At 65.7% G+C, this 16,005-nt stretch carries 15 protein-coding genes; 8 read left to right on the forward strand and 7 right to left on the reverse strand.

Annotation, left to right across the window (positions count from 1 at the left end):
• The 3 genes from ACIBK2_RS24550 to ACIBK2_RS24560 are packed head-to-tail and all read right to left on the reverse strand — an operon-like array spanning position 1 to position 2,922.
• Positions 1-1,047, reverse strand: coding sequence for an AAA family ATPase (locus ACIBK2_RS24550; RefSeq protein WP_396970156.1), 1,047 nt, complete (start codon positions 1,045-1,047; stop codon positions 1-3).
• Entirely contained in the window at positions 1,037-1,459 is a 423-nt protein-coding gene (locus ACIBK2_RS24555) for a ribulose bisphosphate carboxylase small subunit (RefSeq protein ID WP_357388778.1), read from the reverse strand. The genes ACIBK2_RS24550 and ACIBK2_RS24555 overlap by 11 nt, the downstream gene beginning before the upstream one ends.
• Positions 1,460-1,479: 20 nt before the next feature.
• Positions 1,480-2,922 carry a form I ribulose bisphosphate carboxylase large subunit gene (locus ACIBK2_RS24560; protein WP_396970158.1) on the reverse strand — a complete coding sequence of 481 codons (1,443 nt, stop codon included), beginning with the start codon at positions 2,920-2,922 and terminating at the stop codon, positions 1,480-1,482.
• A 368-nt stretch (positions 2,923-3,290) separates the two neighbouring features.
• Between ACIBK2_RS24560 and ACIBK2_RS24565 the strand changes: the two genes are divergently transcribed.
• The 3 genes from ACIBK2_RS24565 (at position 3,291) to ACIBK2_RS24575 (ending at position 5,866) form a co-directional block, all read left to right on the forward strand.
• A complete protein-coding gene (locus tag ACIBK2_RS24565; RefSeq protein ID WP_396970160.1) occupies positions 3,291-4,160 on the forward strand; it encodes a LysR family transcriptional regulator in 870 nt (289 codons plus the stop codon).
• A 234-nt stretch (positions 4,161-4,394) separates the two neighbouring features.
• Positions 4,395-5,270 (forward strand): class I SAM-dependent methyltransferase, encoded by an 876-nt coding sequence (locus tag ACIBK2_RS24570; RefSeq protein ID WP_396970162.1) that lies wholly within the window; start codon positions 4,395-4,397, stop codon positions 5,268-5,270.
• Entirely contained in the window at positions 5,258-5,866 is a 609-nt protein-coding gene (locus tag ACIBK2_RS24575; protein WP_396970164.1) for a TetR/AcrR family transcriptional regulator, read from the forward strand. The genes ACIBK2_RS24570 and ACIBK2_RS24575 overlap by 13 nt, the downstream gene beginning before the upstream one ends.
• Here the strand turns inward: ACIBK2_RS24575 and ACIBK2_RS24580 are convergent.
• The 4 genes from ACIBK2_RS24580 to ACIBK2_RS24595 all read right to left on the reverse strand — a co-directional run bounded on the left by ACIBK2_RS24580 (position 5,863) and on the right by ACIBK2_RS24595 (position 11,813).
• Positions 5,863-6,963: a chitinase gene (locus tag ACIBK2_RS24580; protein ID WP_396970166.1), complete on the reverse strand. Its 1,101-nt coding sequence runs from the start codon at positions 6,961-6,963 to the stop codon at positions 5,863-5,865. The genes ACIBK2_RS24575 and ACIBK2_RS24580 overlap by 4 nt on opposite strands.
• A 194-nt stretch (positions 6,964-7,157) precedes the next feature.
• Positions 7,158-9,827 carry an FHA domain-containing protein gene (locus ACIBK2_RS24585; protein ID WP_396970167.1) on the reverse strand — a complete coding sequence of 890 codons (2,670 nt, stop codon included), beginning with the start codon at positions 9,825-9,827 and terminating at the stop codon, positions 7,158-7,160.
• The gene (locus ACIBK2_RS24590) at positions 9,824-10,267 is read right to left on the reverse strand and encodes a hypothetical protein (RefSeq protein ID WP_396970168.1); all 444 of its coding nucleotides are present in this window, start codon (positions 10,265-10,267) and stop codon (positions 9,824-9,826) included. Before ACIBK2_RS24590 ends, ACIBK2_RS24585 begins: the two co-directional genes overlap by 4 nt.
• A gap of 4 nt (positions 10,268-10,271) precedes the next feature.
• Complete coding sequence (locus tag ACIBK2_RS24595) at positions 10,272-11,813, reverse strand: hypothetical protein (protein ID WP_396970170.1); 1,542 nt, start codon at positions 11,811-11,813, stop codon at positions 10,272-10,274.
• 149 nt (positions 11,814-11,962) lie between these two features.
• On the opposite strand from ACIBK2_RS24595, the gene ACIBK2_RS24600 reads away from it, so the two are divergent.
• The 5 genes from ACIBK2_RS24600 to nuoD all read left to right on the forward strand — a co-directional run bounded on the left by ACIBK2_RS24600 (position 11,963) and on the right by nuoD (position 15,997).
• Complete coding sequence (locus tag ACIBK2_RS24600; RefSeq protein ID WP_396970172.1) at positions 11,963-12,373, forward strand: hypothetical protein; 411 nt, start codon at positions 11,963-11,965, stop codon at positions 12,371-12,373.
• Between the two features lie 549 nt (positions 12,374-12,922).
• Entirely contained in the window at positions 12,923-13,291 is a 369-nt protein-coding gene (locus tag ACIBK2_RS24605; RefSeq protein ID WP_379288787.1) for an NADH-quinone oxidoreductase subunit A, read from the forward strand.
• Between the two features lie 50 nt (positions 13,292-13,341).
• Positions 13,342-13,896 (forward strand): NuoB/complex I 20 kDa subunit family protein, encoded by a 555-nt coding sequence (locus tag ACIBK2_RS24610; RefSeq protein WP_396970174.1) that lies wholly within the window; start codon positions 13,342-13,344, stop codon positions 13,894-13,896.
• Entirely contained in the window at positions 13,893-14,663 is a 771-nt protein-coding gene (locus tag ACIBK2_RS24615; protein ID WP_396970176.1) for an NADH-quinone oxidoreductase subunit C, read from the forward strand. The genes ACIBK2_RS24610 and ACIBK2_RS24615 overlap by 4 nt, the downstream gene beginning before the upstream one ends.
• Positions 14,663-15,997, forward strand: a complete 1,335-nt coding sequence (gene nuoD, locus ACIBK2_RS24620; RefSeq protein WP_396970178.1) for an NADH dehydrogenase (quinone) subunit D — start codon at positions 14,663-14,665, stop codon at positions 15,995-15,997. The genes ACIBK2_RS24615 and nuoD overlap by 1 nt, the downstream gene beginning before the upstream one ends.
• Positions 15,998-16,005: the final 8 nt, after the last annotated feature.

Here is a 16,005-nt window from a genome sequence, read left to right on the forward strand (position 1 = left end):
TCACGCTGGGGGACGGCGGGAGGCGGAGCCGACAGGGTGAGTGAGCGCTGGGGCCCGCGCGCTCGGCCCGTCCTGCGGTTCGGTGAAGACGCTGCTGCCGTAGACATCCCGGTCGGTCAGCGTGATCAGATCGGTCTTGGTCAGCGGCCGGTGCAGCTCCACCAGCCGCTTGGCCTGCCGTAACCGGCAGCGGTCCAACGCATTACGGACGCTGCGCGCGTTGGAGAACCGGGGCCGGGTCATCCGCAACTCCAAGTATTCAGCGAAGGCCGACTGCGCGGGCGCGTCGAAGTGAAAGTTCTCCCGCGCCACCATGAGTTCGGCGATCCCCATCAGCTCGGCGTGGGTGTAATCGTCGAACTCCAGGTGATGGGCTACCCGCGAGGACAGTCCGGGATTGGCGGAGAAGAAGCGCTCCATCCGGTCCGGATAGCCCGCGAAGATCACCACCAGGCTGGCGCGTTCACTTTCCATCTCCTGCAACAGGATTTCGATGACCTCCTGGCCGTAGTCCCGCTCGTTCTCCGGACGGAACAGGTAGTAGGCCTCGTCGATGAACAGCACCCCACCGGCCGCTTTCGCCAGTGCCTCCTTGGTTTTCGGCGCGGTGTGGCCGATGAACTGGCCGACCAGGTCGTCGCGGGTGACGGTGTGCACCTTGGGTTTCCGGATGTAGCCTAGTGCGTGCAGCATTTCGGCCATCCGCAAGGCGACGGTGGTCTTGCCGGTGCCGGGCCCGCCGGTGAAGCTCATGTGCATGGTGGGCCGCGAAGAGCTCAGGCCGAAACGCTGCCTCGCCCGGTCGATCAACAGCAGGGCCGCGATCTCACGTACCCGGCGTTTGACGTTGGCCAAGCCGACGAGTTCGGCATCGAGCCTGCGCAACGTGTCTTCGACGTCGTTGCCCGCGATATCGGTCGAAAGATCCAGTACCGCATCGTCATCCAGGATCTCGGGCTCGTCGGCCTCAGCAGGCTCGGCCCGCACCGGCCTGCCGTCGCCCGCGCCGGGACGGTGTAGCCGGAAACCGTTGGCCTCAGCCGCCATATCGCTGTCCCTGGCGGTCATCGGTGGCGTAGGAGCGCAGGCCGTACTTCTGCTGACGATCCGGTCCTTCCAAGCGGGTCAGCAGGAAGCCCGGTTCGTCGGCCGGGCGCTGCACCAGGAAACTCAGCGCCGTGGTCTGCCTGCCGAAGCGGGCATCGTAGGCCAGCACCCGCACGTAGTGGCGCGGGAAAGTCGAACGGCAGGCATTGATCTCGGCGAGCACACCGTCGGGCTCGTCCAGATCGAACAGCGGCAGCCCCCACATCTCCCAGTATGCGTTCCGGGGATGAGGGTCGTCGGTGTATTCGATCGACACCGGCCAGCTGTTGAGCAGCGCGTAGCGCACCTGGGCGGCGATCTCCGCGTCGGTGAATTCCGGCAGATACGAAAACGTTCCGTGACGCAGGTACATGAGTTGGGCTCCAAGGGATTTCAGCGAGTGGCCGTCGGCACCGCATCCGGTGCGTCGGTGGAGGTGTAGTCGAAGGTGACATCGCCCCAGGTCGCCAGCGCGACCTCGAGCGGACGGCAGATCTCGGCGGCCTTACGCAACACGTCGGGGCCCTCTTTGAGCAGATCGCGACCCTCGTTGCGGGCCTTCACGACTGCCTCCAGAGCCACCCGGTTGGCCTCGGCACCTGCCGCGATACCCAGCGGATGCCCGATGGTGCCGCCACCGAACTGCAGGATCACGTCATCGCCGAACAGATCGAGCAGCTGATGCATCTGGCCCGCGTGGATGCCACCGGAAGCCACCGGCATCACCCCGGGCAGACTCGCCCAATCCTGATCGAAGAAGATGCCGTTGCCGGGGTTCGCGGGAATGTGGTTGTCCCGCAACGTGTCATAGAATCCGCGCGTCGTCGCCGGGTCGCCCTCCAGCTTGCCGACCACCGTGCCCGCGTGCACATGGTCCACCCCGATCAGCCGGCACCACTTGGCCAGTACCCGGAAGCTCACCCCGTGCGTCTTCTGCCGGGTGAAGGTGGAATGCCCGGCCCGGTGCAGATGCAGCAGCAGCCCGTTGCGCCGCGCCCAGTGCGACATCGACTGCATCGCCGTGTAACCCACGGTCAGGTCGATCATGATGACGACACTGCCCAGCTCCTTGGCGAACTCGGCCCGCTCGTACATGTCCTCCATCGACGCCGCGGTGACATTCAGATAGTGGCCCTTGATCTCACCGGTCTCGGCCATGGCGCGGTTGACGCCCTCCATGGCGAACAGGTAGCGATCACGCCACCGCATGAACGGCTGCGAGTTGATGTTCTCGTCGTCCTTGGTGAAATCCAGCCCGCCCTTGCACGCCTCATAGATCACCCGGCCGTAATTACGCGCCGACAGACCGAGTTTCGGCTTCACCGTGGCGCCGAGCAGCGGGCGGCCGTATTTGTTCAGATATTCGCGTTCCATCACCGTGCCGTGCGGCGGCCCCTGGAATGTCTTCACATACGCCACCGGAATCCGCATGTCCTCCAGGCGCAGCGCCAGCAGCGGCTTGAAACCGAACACGTTGCCGATCACCGAGGACGTCAGGTTGGTGATCGATCCCTCCTCGAACAGGTCGAGATCGTAAGCGACATAAGCGAAATACTCGCCGGGCCGCCCAGGCACCTCATCGACCCGGTAGCACTTGGCCTGATACTTCGAGTGCGCGGTCAGCCGGTCGGTCCACACCACCGTCCATGTCGCCGTGGACGATTCACCCGCCACCGCCGCCGACGCCTCGATCGGATCCACCCCGGGCTGCGGGGTCACCCGGAAAACGGCGAGCACATCAGTATCCGACGGCTGATAGTCCGGCGCGTAATATCCCATCGACGCATACGATTGAACACCCGGATCCCACCGGTCCCGCTCGGTCTCATCAGCCATAGTTCCTCCTGGCAGTCGCCCGTTACCGGTTGTGCGCCTTACGAATTCCAGGATGACGGCAGCGCCGACAACAAACAATTTGATTGTTCCTGCGAAAGCTCAACGGAATAGTCAGGTTTCGCGCGACCCCCGAGAGGGTAAGAAAGGCCGCGGGCGACGGAAAACTTCCGGAACCCGCTCCGAACACCCCGGGACGCGCACCGTCCCGGGGTGTTCGTGCGCGGCGCGGAAGGGGAGTCACGCGCCGCCGTCGGGTTGCCCTCGACCTCATCGATGTTTCCACAGATCACCGCCCCCGCGCCGCTCCCCCGGAGCCGTCAATTCCGTTGGCACCAGAGTCACCGTCGATCGTTTGCTACCGTCGGCAGATGGGAGCGGTCAGTGCGGCCAGAATGGAAACATTCCTGGTGGTCGCCCGCCTCGGCAGCATCCGCCGCGCCGCCACCCAGCTGCACATCACCGAGGCCGCCGTCTCCGCCGCCGTCGCGCACATCGAAAAACAGCTCGGCGCCAAGCTCATCGCCAAATCCGGCCGCGGCATCGCACTCACCGAGGCAGGCCGCATCTACGCCGAATACTGCCGCAGCATCCTCGGCCTGATGAAAGAAGCCCACGCCGCCGTCCAGCAGGCCGAAACCGGCCGACTACGCATCGGCGTCGTCGCGACCGCAGGCGAATACGTCCTGCTGCGCCCCCTCGCCGCCTTCCGCAACCGCTACCCCGACATCGAACTCAGCCTGTCCGTGCACCCCCGCGACGTCCTGTTCCTCGAACTACAGCACCACGAAACAGATCTCGTCATCGCAGGCCGCCCACCCCGCAACACCGGCCTTGTCATCCGCGCCCGCCGCCCCAGCAACCTCATCGTCGTAGGCGCCACCCACCACGACCCTCTGCACACCACCTGGCTCCTGCGCGGCCGCGGCTCCGGCACCCGAGACGCCACCCTCGCCCTACTCGACCAACTCGACATCACCCCACCCACCCTCACCCTCGGCAGCCACGGCGCCGTCCTCGCCGCCGCCCGAGAAGGCTTGGGCGTCACCCTCATCCACAGCGACGCCGTCTCCCAAGACCTAGAATCCGGCACCCTCCACATCCTCCCCGTCACCGGCACCCCCCTCGACCGCCCCTGGCACGCCATCACCACCCGAACCCCCACCCCCACCACCCGCCTCTTCCTAACCCACATCCTCGACCCCGAAGAAGTAGGCCCCGCCGCCTTCCACCCCGCCTGATCCCTCGTCGTGGGCCGCTCGCCGACAGCAATGGGTGGCGTGTTGCTTGCCAGCGAATCGGCACGGGCCGTCGTGGATGCCGTCGGGGTTGGCGTGCAGGAGGTTTCGCCTGATCACTGCGTGCGGAGTCGAGGGCCGAAAGGAATGTGTCGGCGTTGTCCACGCTGATCACGATCGATTCGATGTGCTGACGTACCTCTGGACAACTCGGTAAACAGAATCTACATTCTGTTTGTGAGTGTTAGTTTTACCGCGCAGACCATGGCGTTCCAGCGAGCCTTGGAGTCCGCGCGATCCGCCGAATCGCGGCTGTTCGACGATCCGCTGGCGGGGGCGTTCCTGGGGCGGCCGTTTCGGGTGCTGGCCGGGCTGGCCCGGTTGCCCGTCGCGGGTGGTCTGGTGGCGCGACTGTATGACCTTGTGTTTCCTGGGCCTCGGCCGTCTGCGGTCGCCAGGACGCGCCTCATCGATGACACCGTCGCGCAACTCGTCGACGACGGCGTGCGGAACATCGTGATATTGGGCGCGGGATTCGACAGTCGCGCATGGCGTTTGCCGGAACTGCGCCACGCGCGGGTGGTCGAGGTCGATCGCGCCGGCACGCAGACCGTGAAGGCCGCGGCGGTCCGTGCGGCGGGCGCAAGTGTCGACCATGTTCAGTTCCTGCCGGTGGACTTCGAAACCGATGATCTCGCAACAACATTGCGCGCGGCGGGCGTCGAGGACGTGCGCGCCCTGTTCGTGTGGGAGGGGGTCACCAACTACCTCACCGCCGAGGCGGTGGACCGGACCCTCGCCGACCTTCGCGGCGTCGGCGGGCCGGGCAGCGTGCTGGTGTTCACCTACGTGCACGCGGGCGTCATCGACGGCACCGCAACGTTTCCCGAGGCCGAGCGGTGGCTGCGCAATGTGGCGCGGGTCGGCGAGCCCTGGACCTTCGGCCTGCGGCCAGACCAGCTCGGCGACTTCTTGGCCGCGCGCGGCTACGAACTGCTGTGGGAACAGTCGACCGCCACCGCGGGCAACCGATACTTCCCGCCGCGCGGCCGCACCGACCAAGCCTCGGAACTGTATCGAGTCGCACTCGCCCGCATCACATGCCCCGACTGACGCCCGCCGCCGAGCAGGAGCGCCGGGACCGCATCATCAACGCGGCGCTGGACTGCTTCGCCGAGCGCGGCGTGCACGCGACCACCATGCAGGACATCTGCCGCCGATCCGGCCTCAGTCCGGGTGCCGTCTACTGCTGGTTCCCCGGCAAAGAGACGATCATCGAAGCGGTTGCGCGGCAACGGCATCAGCACGAACGAGAGCTCCTCGACACCGCGCTGCACGCAGCCGACTCGCGGACCGCACTGCACGCGTTTTTCGATGCCTACTTCGACTGGCTCGCCGACCCCGCCGAGCAGCACCGCCGCCGCGTCAGCGTGCTGGTCTGGGCGGAATCGCTGGTCGACGACCGACTGCGATCCATCGTCGGAGACGGCATCGCCCAACGCACCCTGGCTCTCGATGCGATCCGGAGCGGGCAGGCCGCGGGCACGGTGACTCGGCACGCCGACGCCGACGCGATCACTCGGCTCGCTCTCGCACTCATCCAAGGCTTCATTCTCCAGCAGGCCTGGGAGCCAGAGGTCGACATCGAGGGATACCGTCGCGCCCTCGATCTGGTCATCGACGCCCTGACTCCTCGCCAAGCGGACTAGCGACCCTGCAGGGACTTGACGTTGTTGCCGAAGGTCCAGTTGCGGGAACCATCCCAGTTGATGGACCAGGTCATCAGGCCCTTCAACGAATTGCTTGCGCCGGTGCCGTAATGGTTCCAGGCTTGGGCGACCAGGTTCGGCGCCATGTAGCCGCCGCCCGCACCGGGCTGAGCCGGAAGGCCCGGGGCCTGTTTGTCATAGGGCACGGTTATCGTAGTGCCCTGAACGGTGAGCCCCTTTGCCAGGCAGTCGGTTTGAGCGATGAAGCCCTGAACCGTGCCAGCCTGATACGAGTCGCCCGCGCAGCCGTACATGCTGCCGTTGTAGTACTGCATGTTGAGCCACCACAGGCGGCCGTTGTCGGCGTACTTCTTGATGATCGGCAAGTAGGCGCCCCAGATCGAACCGTAGGTGACGCTACCGCCGGTGACATAGGCGGTTTCGGGAGCCATGGTCAGGCCGAAACCTGCGGGCATCTGAGCGAGGACGCCATCGATGATGCGCACCAGGTTGGCCTGGGAGGTCGACAACGTCTTGATGTTGCCGCTGCCGACGAGACCGGTCTCCAGGTCGATGTCGATACCGTCGAAGTTGTACTTCTTCAGGATCGGCACGATGGTCGCGATGAAGCGGTCGGCGACGGCACTGGAGTTGAGGTCGATGCCTGCCGCGGCGCCGCCGATGGACATCAAGATGGTGGAACCGGCCGCCTTGGCCTGGCACATCTCCTCGGGAGTCGCGACCTTCACGGTCGCATCCATCCCGTCCTCCCAGCGGGCGGTGCCATTCGATTCGATGACCGGGAACGCCGCGTTGATGACGTTGTGGCCGTGCGCGGCGATGCGGGAGTCGGTGATCGGGATCCAGCCCATGCCCGGGTGCACACCATTGGACGCACCGTCCCAGTTCTCCCAATAACCTTGCAGCACTTTGCCGGTCGGCTTCGGCTTGGTAGGACACGTGACGTCGGCCTGCGCCGCGGAAACACCCGGAGCGACCGCGACCACCGCCGTGCCGATCGCCGCCAATAAAACCATTGCGAATCGGAGCACTGCCGAGCGGCGGCCGCCCCCACGCGAGCCATTTCTGGAATTCATAACCCAAGTAGAAACACACCCAGAATGATCAACTCCAATGGCGACAACTGGGGAACCACCGCCCTGAGAATGCGACGCGAATAAGAGCGCAACGCCCAGATCTGCACTCTCTCTCGGGATCGGCACTGGCAATAGGGCCCTAGAGAGAGTGCAGCTCCCGAGAGAGGGTGCAGCTGTTGCCGATTGCGGCTCGACTACAGCTGACCGTGTTGGGAGTCGAAGGTGACGACGCGGCCGCCGAGTTGGACCTGGGCGCCGGGGGTCAGCTTCATCGGGTGGCCGGGGATGGCTCGGGTCCAGTCCTGGTGGCCGGGTTGGCGGACGTGGGTGCCGTTGGTGGAGCCGCCGTCGACTACGGTGACGTCCCAGTCGATGAGGCGAATCTCGGCGTGTGCGCGCGACATTCCGCCGGAGAGGTCCTCCAGGCGGACCGGTCGGGCGCCGTGCGCGACGGCCTCCGCATGTTCGGGTTCGCGGCCGAGCACGCAATCGTTGTCGAGGACGAACGAGGTCCCGTCATCGAGCAGCAGCAAGCCGAGTGGCGGGCGTACACCATCGGTGAGCACACAGGTCAGCTGATCCATCCGGATCCCGCAGACCGCACAGAACGACACCCGCGGATCGTTGAGATGATCACGCGCACATTTGAACCCCTTGACCACCACACCCGGCGGGTCCGCCTCGGGAATGGCGGCACTGTCCAGAACACGCGCAACCAAGCTCTCCGCAGAGATCATCGTCTCTTGGAAATCCACCTCGCTGAGACGGCCCTGAACCTCATCGTGTGCACCGGATTCATGCTGCGCAATGCCAGGCTGCTCACTGCTGTACGCCGTCCCGGCATCCTCCGTTTGCCCCGCTCTAGCGGGCTTGTGCAGGTTCGGCATCGCGATGTGCGGCAGTGCCGGACGCACGGCAGGCGACTCTTGGCTCGCCCACTCAGGATTCGCGCTGGACGAGCCCGTCTGGCGCGGCGGCGTCGCGCTTCCGGAGGACGATTCCTCGCTCGGCCATTCAGCATCCCCCGCGCCGTATGAGTGGTGTGGATGCGGCGGAGTCACGGCACCCGGTGGAACGCGCCGAGATGACGAGCCTTCATAGGGCAGCTCGGTGCTCCCCGCCATGCCCGCACCAGGGAAGCTCGGCGACTCCCCCAGAGTTGACGATTCTTCGCTCCGCGCCCCAGAGCTCGCAGGCACGGCCCCGCTGGGAAAGCGTGCATTTTGGCCGATGCTGCCCGGCGCCGCCGCACCGGAATCACGCTGCACGCCCGTGGATTCCCCAGTGCTGGAGGAAGATTCGTCGCTGATCGCCCCGGCGCTGCCCGGCTCGGCCGTGCCGTGAGCGTACGTCGCATTCGAGGGCTCTCCTGTGGCGGAGGACGATTCATCGCCGACCGACGCGGTGTACCCCGGTGCGCCAGAGTAGGGCGGCGCATCCGAAGGCGCCGCCGCGAAGTGTGCCGGTTCGCTGTAGTGCGGCGGCTCGCCACCTGTCTGCGCGGGAGACTCGAGCTCGCGCGGTATCGCCGATGTGCTGTAGTTCTCCGTTGCCGCATCCAGAGATTCGTCCCGTGTCCACAGATCCGGCACTCGCTGCGGGTCGGACAGGTAGGGGGGCTCGGGCGAGTGTTGTGGGTCGGCGATGTGTTCGGGTCCGGACACTGCCGACAGGTTGGACACTTGCTGCGGGTCGGACGCGTGTTGGGGACCGGATACCCGCGAGACGTCGGACGTGCGCTGCGGGTCGGAGATGTACTGGGAGCCGGATACAGCTGACGGGTCAGATGCGCTCCGCGGGTCGGACCCGTCTCGGGGCTCGAGTACGCGCTCCCGGTTGGCGATGTCGCGCTGCTGATCGGAGAGGTATTGGGGCTCAGGCGCGCGCTGCGGGTCCGAGATGTCTTGGGGTCCGGACACAGTCGACGGATCAGATGGGCGTTGCGGGTCGGACGCATGTTGGGGTCCGGATATGCGCGACGGGTCGGGCGAGTCCTGTGGGTCGGAGATGTGTTGGGGTGCGGACTCAGCCGACCGGCTGGGCGCGTGCTCCGGGTCGGACACGTACCGGGGGCCTGACAGACGTGACGGGTCGGACGCGCCTGACCGGTCGGACCGTCCTGACGGGTCGGACATCCGTGACGGGTCGAACACGTCACGGGGCGCGGACTCACGCCTTGACTCGTCGGACGCGCCTGACCGGTCGGACCGTCCTGACGGGGCGAACACGTCGTTGGGCGCGGCTTCGCGCCACGGCTCGAACGCATGCTGCGCGTCCGATACGGGCTGCGCCGAGAAACCAGCTCGCGGAGCATCCTCAGCGAGAGGCCCGCGATCGGCAGTAGCGAACCACAGCACCGCCCCCGCTCCCGGCGCTGTACCTTCCGTCAACGCGAAAACCCCACGCGTGGGCAGCATCTCGATCTCAGCCCCCACCTCATCCACGAACAACCCGGCCCCAACTCCCGGCGCGGGCGTCACCACTCGGTCAACGGTGAACCCCGCCTCCCTCCCCCGCAGCAGCTCCGACCGCTCCACCCCGGCCAACACTGCCGTCACCCCACCGTGCAAAAACACCGCGATCCCACCGTCTCCCGGCGTGATCACCCCGAATTCGACCTCGTCCTCGTCCCCGTTCTCCAACCCCATCAGCCAATTGGTGGCCAACCGCGCCACCGTCCGCCCGCGCCGCCGCGGTTCCTGCGTCCCGGCTTGCCGCACGATCCCGAGCAGCTCCGTCAGAGCCCGCGCCGCCACCGAATCCGCGGTCACCGCACTCGTGCCCCGATGCGCGACCACCACAACCACACCACCGGCACCGGCCACCAGGTGGCCGCCGGGAAGAACCTCGATCTGACTACTCACAAGAACCTGCCACCTTGGAAACGCCACCGATGAAACACGACCCGCATCGGCCCATTGACGATGAGCCAGAACGCAATCCAGGTGACGATGAACTGAATCAAGAACGCGGTCAGCGACGGATGCAGCGACTCGGGCAACACCACGGTCGTGTATCGGACGAGCACCCACATGAGCGCCCCCTCGTTGACCATGGTGAGGAAGCCGAACAGTGTCGGCCAATCCTTTTCCCAGCGGAACTGCTGTAAGAAATGGTAGAGCAGTTCCCACAGCACCCCGACCAGAACGGTGGCGAGCAGGATGGACAACGTCACCCGGTAGGCCTGCCCGAGACTCAGCGATCCCGTCGGCAGAAACGGCGTGATGATCAGCGCGACGAAGCACCCGATCACGCTCAGCGCGAGTACCCGGGTCTGGATTCGCCCGTTCAAAGTTGGAAGCATCAGCTCAAATCTTCTTGTTCGTGACCCAGGACCACCACTGCCGCGTCGAGCGCAGTGGCCCCATCCGACGGCAGAACCCCAGCGCCGCAAGATCGTCCGCGATCTCCTGCGCGGCGATCTGCAACCCGAGGAAGGTGTCGACCCCGACGAACGGCCCGCCGAGCGTCGCGCTACCGGATGCATAGATGCGTCCCGTGCCACTTCGCGTGCCGATCAACTCGAACGTGGTGTCCACGTCGAGGCGCCCCACCGGATTACGCCCGGCACCCGCGTGATCCAGCAGATCCGCCAGCAACCGATGCTCACGAATGTCGGCTTCGAGCCCGGTGCAGTCGATGATGTAATCGACTGTCGTGTCGAACGGTTGCGTGGGCGGCGGAGTCGGCAGTTCCGCGGTGGGATCGGGAATGATCGTGGCGACCACACCCTGCCGTCCCTCGGCGGGCCGCGGCGCCCGCATGGTCCCCGCCATCACCTGATACCACCCCTGCTTGCGTCCGCGCTTCAACTGCTCCTGCCACGAATACCGAATCGGCGTATTCGTCCCCGAAATCTCCTTGTACGCCTCAGCCCGCTGCTCCCCTTGCAGCGAACGCATCTTCTGCTTGAGCTGCCCACCCCACACCGACTTCGGATAGTTGAACCCCTGATACGCCCAGCCGTCGGCACCCCTGCGCCGGTTGAACACACTCTTGCCGTGCGATCTGGCGACATAGGTCCGGAACAAATGCAGGATCTGCGTATTCAACTGCAACTTGTCCCGATCATCGATGAGCCGCTGCAAAACCCGGCTCGCCACGATCCCACTGCCGCGAATCAGCACCGTCCCCGGCCTGCGCTGCAACGCCTGATAGACGTGCTCATGCGGCTCATACGCATTCACCACCCGCGTCGGGTCGCGATGGGTCTCCCGATACTCCTGCAGATCCGGCAGCAACTTCAGCCCCGGATACCCCACCGCCACATGCACATACGTGCTCCGAAACGCCACCCGCTTGGTCGGCGTCGACCCCGCCGCCGGCGTGAGAATGGTGAAATACCCACCACCCTGCCGCTTGCGCACCATGCGAACCTGCCCACGATGCAACGAACTCGCATAGTCGATCCGCTGGAACTCCCGCTCCATCCCGACGAACGCCTGCCCGGCCCGCGGCGTGTAGTAGTTGGCGAAGATCGGCTCCACGAATACATTCCACAGCGGCCTGATCGACTTGTCCGCGATCGCCTCCCGCACCGCATACGACGGGAAGCCCCACATGTTGTCCGGCTCCGAGGCCGAGTCGCTGCGCAACCGCTCGCCGCGCGGAATCTGCGACACCCGCGTCAGATACTCATAGGACGCCCACGGGTGCTCCTGCGGCCCGAGCACCGCCATCGACCGCGCGGGCACCCCGAAGATCCGCAACGTGTCGTAGGTGACGAACGAGCCGATCCCACTGCCGATCGTCACGAACGGCACATCGATCACCGGAATCCCGGTGCTGTCCAGCATTTCATCGGTCCACACGTCGGTATCGACGAGCACCTGGGTTAGATCGCCCCGCATTTCGGGGACTCTACCGGCCGATTCTTACGGATAACTTGCGATCTTCCTTCAGCGGCAAGCACTCCCGATGACCAAGCGTGCGCGACGCGCGGAGGCCGATCTACCCCAACATGCCACGGACAAGACCCTCGCGGAAGTAGCATGCGCTGGTGGCCGACTCGACTCGTTCCACCCCTCTGCGGGTCCTCGTATACAGCAACGACGCCGACACCCGGCGCCAGGTGATCCTGGCACTGGGCAAACGCCCGCACCCCGAACTACCGTCCCTCGACTACCTCGAAGTGGCCACCGGCCCCGTGGTGATCGAGCGCATGGACGCGGGCGGTTTCGACTTGCTGATCCTCGACGGCGAGTCGGCACCGACCGGCGGGCTCGGCATCGCCAAGCAACTCAAGGACGAAATCGAGCACTGCCCACCGGTACTCGTGCTCACCGGGCGTCCCGACGACGCCTGGTTGGCCAACTGGTCGCGCGCGGAAGCGGCGGTGTCGCATCCGATCGATCCGATCCGGCTCACCGAAGCCGTTGTCGGGCTGCTGCGCAACCGTTCGGCAGCCTGAAAAGTCCGGTTCCACACACTCACTTATGCAGAGTGTGCATTAATCAATCGCTCTTGACCTGCACTCGATGCACTGCCGTCAATTCGGACAAACCTACCGAACCGTTCCGGACTCGATCCGGAAGGAAGCGGTGAGTTAGCCGCTCGACCTCGCGACCCGATCCCGGCGAACACCACGATGACACCCCGAAAACCGCTGCAATAGCCGTGTTTTCGCAGGACAGACTGACCGGTCAACCAACGTCACGTGACAACACCCCGGATTACCCCCGTTTCAGTCATGAATCGACGTCGCGAATTCGATCAAACGCAGCGACCAAACGTGTAGCACTCAGAGCGATCAGTTGTAGGCTGTGCCCTAGCTCACACCAGCGCGGGTACCAGCCCTACTCGCGTCGAGCAGGCCATGGGGCGTGTCTGGCCGAGGCGGACAACGACGTCAGCCCGCCTCGGAAGCTGCCGTCCGGCAACGGACGACCCACCCGCAGGCTCCAGCTCGCAAGGAGGGGCTAGCGCAGATTAAAGGGAGAGCGCAGTCGTGAATATAGAAATGCCCACTCTGGTTTTAGGCGCGATCGCCGCGGCGTTCGCGGTGTTCTCCATCGTCATGGCGGCCCTGGTCGGGCCGAAGCGGTACAACCGGGCCAAGCTCGAGGCGTACGAATGCGGCATCGAACCGACACCGCACGCCATCGCGGGCGGCCCGGGAAACGTGACGGGCCAACGCTTTCCGGTGAAGTACTACCTCACCGCCATGCTGTTCATCATCTTCGACATCGAGATCGTGTTCCTCTACCCGTGGGCAGTCCACTTCGATGCGCTCGGTCTCTTCGGTCTGGCCGCGATGGCGTTGTTCATCTTCAACGTCTCGGTGGCATACGCCTACGAATGGCGACGCGGTGGGCTCAGCTGGGAGTGATTGCCGCGCAACGTGTTCGGGCGACGAGTGGAAGTGAAGGTTAGTCGGATATGGGGTTAGAGGAAAAACTGCCCAGCGGATTCCTGCTGAGCACCGTCGAGGATTTCGCCGGGTTCATGCGTAAGGGCTCGTTGTGGCCCGCCACCTTCGGCCTCGCCTGCTGCGCCATCGAGATGATGGCAACGGGCGGTGGCCGTTTCGACATCGCCCGCTTCGGCATGGAGGCGTTCCGCGCCTCGCCGCGGCAGGCCGATCTGATGATCGTCGCCGGGCGGGTCAGCCAGAAGATGGCCCCGGTGCTGCGTCAGGTCTACGACCAGATGACCGAGCCGAAATGGGTGCTCGCCATGGGCGTTTGCGCGTCCTCGGGCGGCATGTTCAACAACTACGCCATCGTGCAGGGCGTCGACCACGTGGTCCCGGTCGACATCTACCTGCCCGGCTGCCCGCCGCGCCCGGAGATGCTGTTGAACGCGATCCTGGCGCTGCACGCCAAGATTCAGGAGACGCCGCTCGGCGTCAATCGCGAAGAGGCCATCAAGGCCGCCGAAGCGGCGGCGCTCGCCTCGACACCGACCATCCGGATGGAGGGTCTGCTGCGATGACGTTCGATTCCGCCGACAACACCACCACCGCGCACGACGAAACCGACGCGGCCGCGACGGCAGGACCGGAAGGCACCCTGCCCAGCGAGGACGAGCAGCAGGCCGGCGCCGAGGTAATCGGCGTGCGGCACGGCATGTTCGGCGTCACCGGCTCCGGCGACACCTCCGGCTACGGCGGCCTGGTCCGCCCGGTCAGCCTGCCCGGCAGCACGCCGACACCGTACGGCGGCTACTTCGACGAGGTGGTCGACGCACTGCGCACCGCGCTCGGCGCGGCAGGCACCCGGCTGGAGACCGCGCTGGAGAAGATCGTCGTGTTCCGCGGCGAACTCACCCTGCACGTGCACCGCGAGCACCTGGTGGCTGTCGCGCAGGTGTTGCGTGACCATCCCGCACTGCGTTTCGAGCTGAGCCTCGGCGTCAGTGGCGTGCACTATCCCGACGACGCGGGCCGCGAACTGCACGCGGTGTATCCGCTCATGTCGATCACGCACAACCGGCGGCTGCGCGTCGAGGTGTCCACTCCCGACACCGACCCGCACATTCCGTCGCTGTACGGGGTGTACCCGACCACCGACTGGCACGAGCGGGAAACCTACGACTTCTTCGGCATCATCTTCGACGGGCACCCCTCGCTCACTCGAATTCTGATGCCCGACGACTGGCGCGGTCACCCCCAGCGCAAGGACTACCCGCTGGGCGGGATCCCGGTCGAGTACAAGGGCGCGCGGATACCGCCGCCCGACGAGCGGAGGGCGTACAACTAATGAACGAAACCGACATCCGGCCCGACGTCGCAGGCGACGCTGGGCCGGAACCCACTGTTGTCACCGTCGCCGGTCAGGACTGGGAAGAAGTCTCCGACTCGCTGCGCGGCGCCGGTGAGGAACGCATCGTCGTCAACATGGGCCCGCAGCACCCGTCCACGCACGGCGTGCTGCGGCTCATCCTCGAGATCGAGGGCGAGACGGTCACCGAGGCCCGCTGCGGCATCGGCTACCTGCACACCGGCATCGAGAAGAATCTGGAGTTCCGCAACTGGACCCAGGGCGTCACCTTCGTCACCCGGATGGACTACCTCTCGCCGTTCTTCAACGAGACGGCGTACTGCCTCGGCGTGGAGCAGCTCCTCGATATCACCGAGGCGATCCCGGAGCGGGTCAGCATCATTCGGGTCATGCTGATGGAGCTCAACCGCATCTCCTCGCACCTGGTGGCACTGGCCACCGGCGGCATGGAGCTCGGCGCGCTGACCCCGATGCTGTTCGGATTCCGGGAACGCGAACTGATCCTCGACGTGTTCGAGACCATCACCGGCCTGCGGATGAACCACGCCTACATCCGGCCCGGCGGCCTGGCGCAGGATCTGCCCGACGACGGCGTCGCGAAAGTCCGTGAGCTGCTTGCCCTGATGCCCAAGCGGCTCAAGGACATGGAACAGCTGCTCACCTCGAACCCGATCTGGAAGGCCCGCACCCAGAACATCGGCTACCTGAACCTGCAGGGCTGCATGGCCCTCGGGATCACCGGCCCGGTGCTGCGTGCCACCGGCCTGCCGCACGATCTGCGCAAGGCCCAGCCGTACTGCGGGTACGAGAACTACGAATTCGACATCCCCACCACCACGGGCTGTGACTGCTACGGCCGCTACGTGATTCGCGTGGACGAGATGAAGGAATCGCTCAAGATCGTCGAACAGTGCCTGGACAAGCTGCGTCCCGGACCGGTGATGGTCGACGACAAGAAGATCGCCTGGCCCGCCGACCTGCAGCTCGGCCCGGACGGACTCGGCAACTCCCCCAAGCACATCGGCAAGATCATGGGCACGTCCATGGAGGGACTCATCCACCACTTCAAGCTGGTCACCGAGGGCATCCGGGTGCCGGCCGGTCAGGTGTACACCGCCGTCGAGTCACCGCGCGGCGAGCTCGGCGTGCACATGGTCAGCGACGGCGGCACCCGGCCTTACCGGGTGCACTACCGCGACCCCTCGTTCACCAATCTGCAAGCGGTAGCGGCGACCTGCGAGGGCGGCATGGTCGCGGACGTGATCGCCGCGGTCGCCAGCATCGACCCTGTCATGGGCGGAGTGGACCGATGAATGATGCA

This window comes from Nocardia sp. NPDC050175, assembly GCF_044459885.1.
Lineage (GTDB): Bacteria > Actinomycetota > Actinomycetes > Mycobacteriales > Mycobacteriaceae > Nocardia.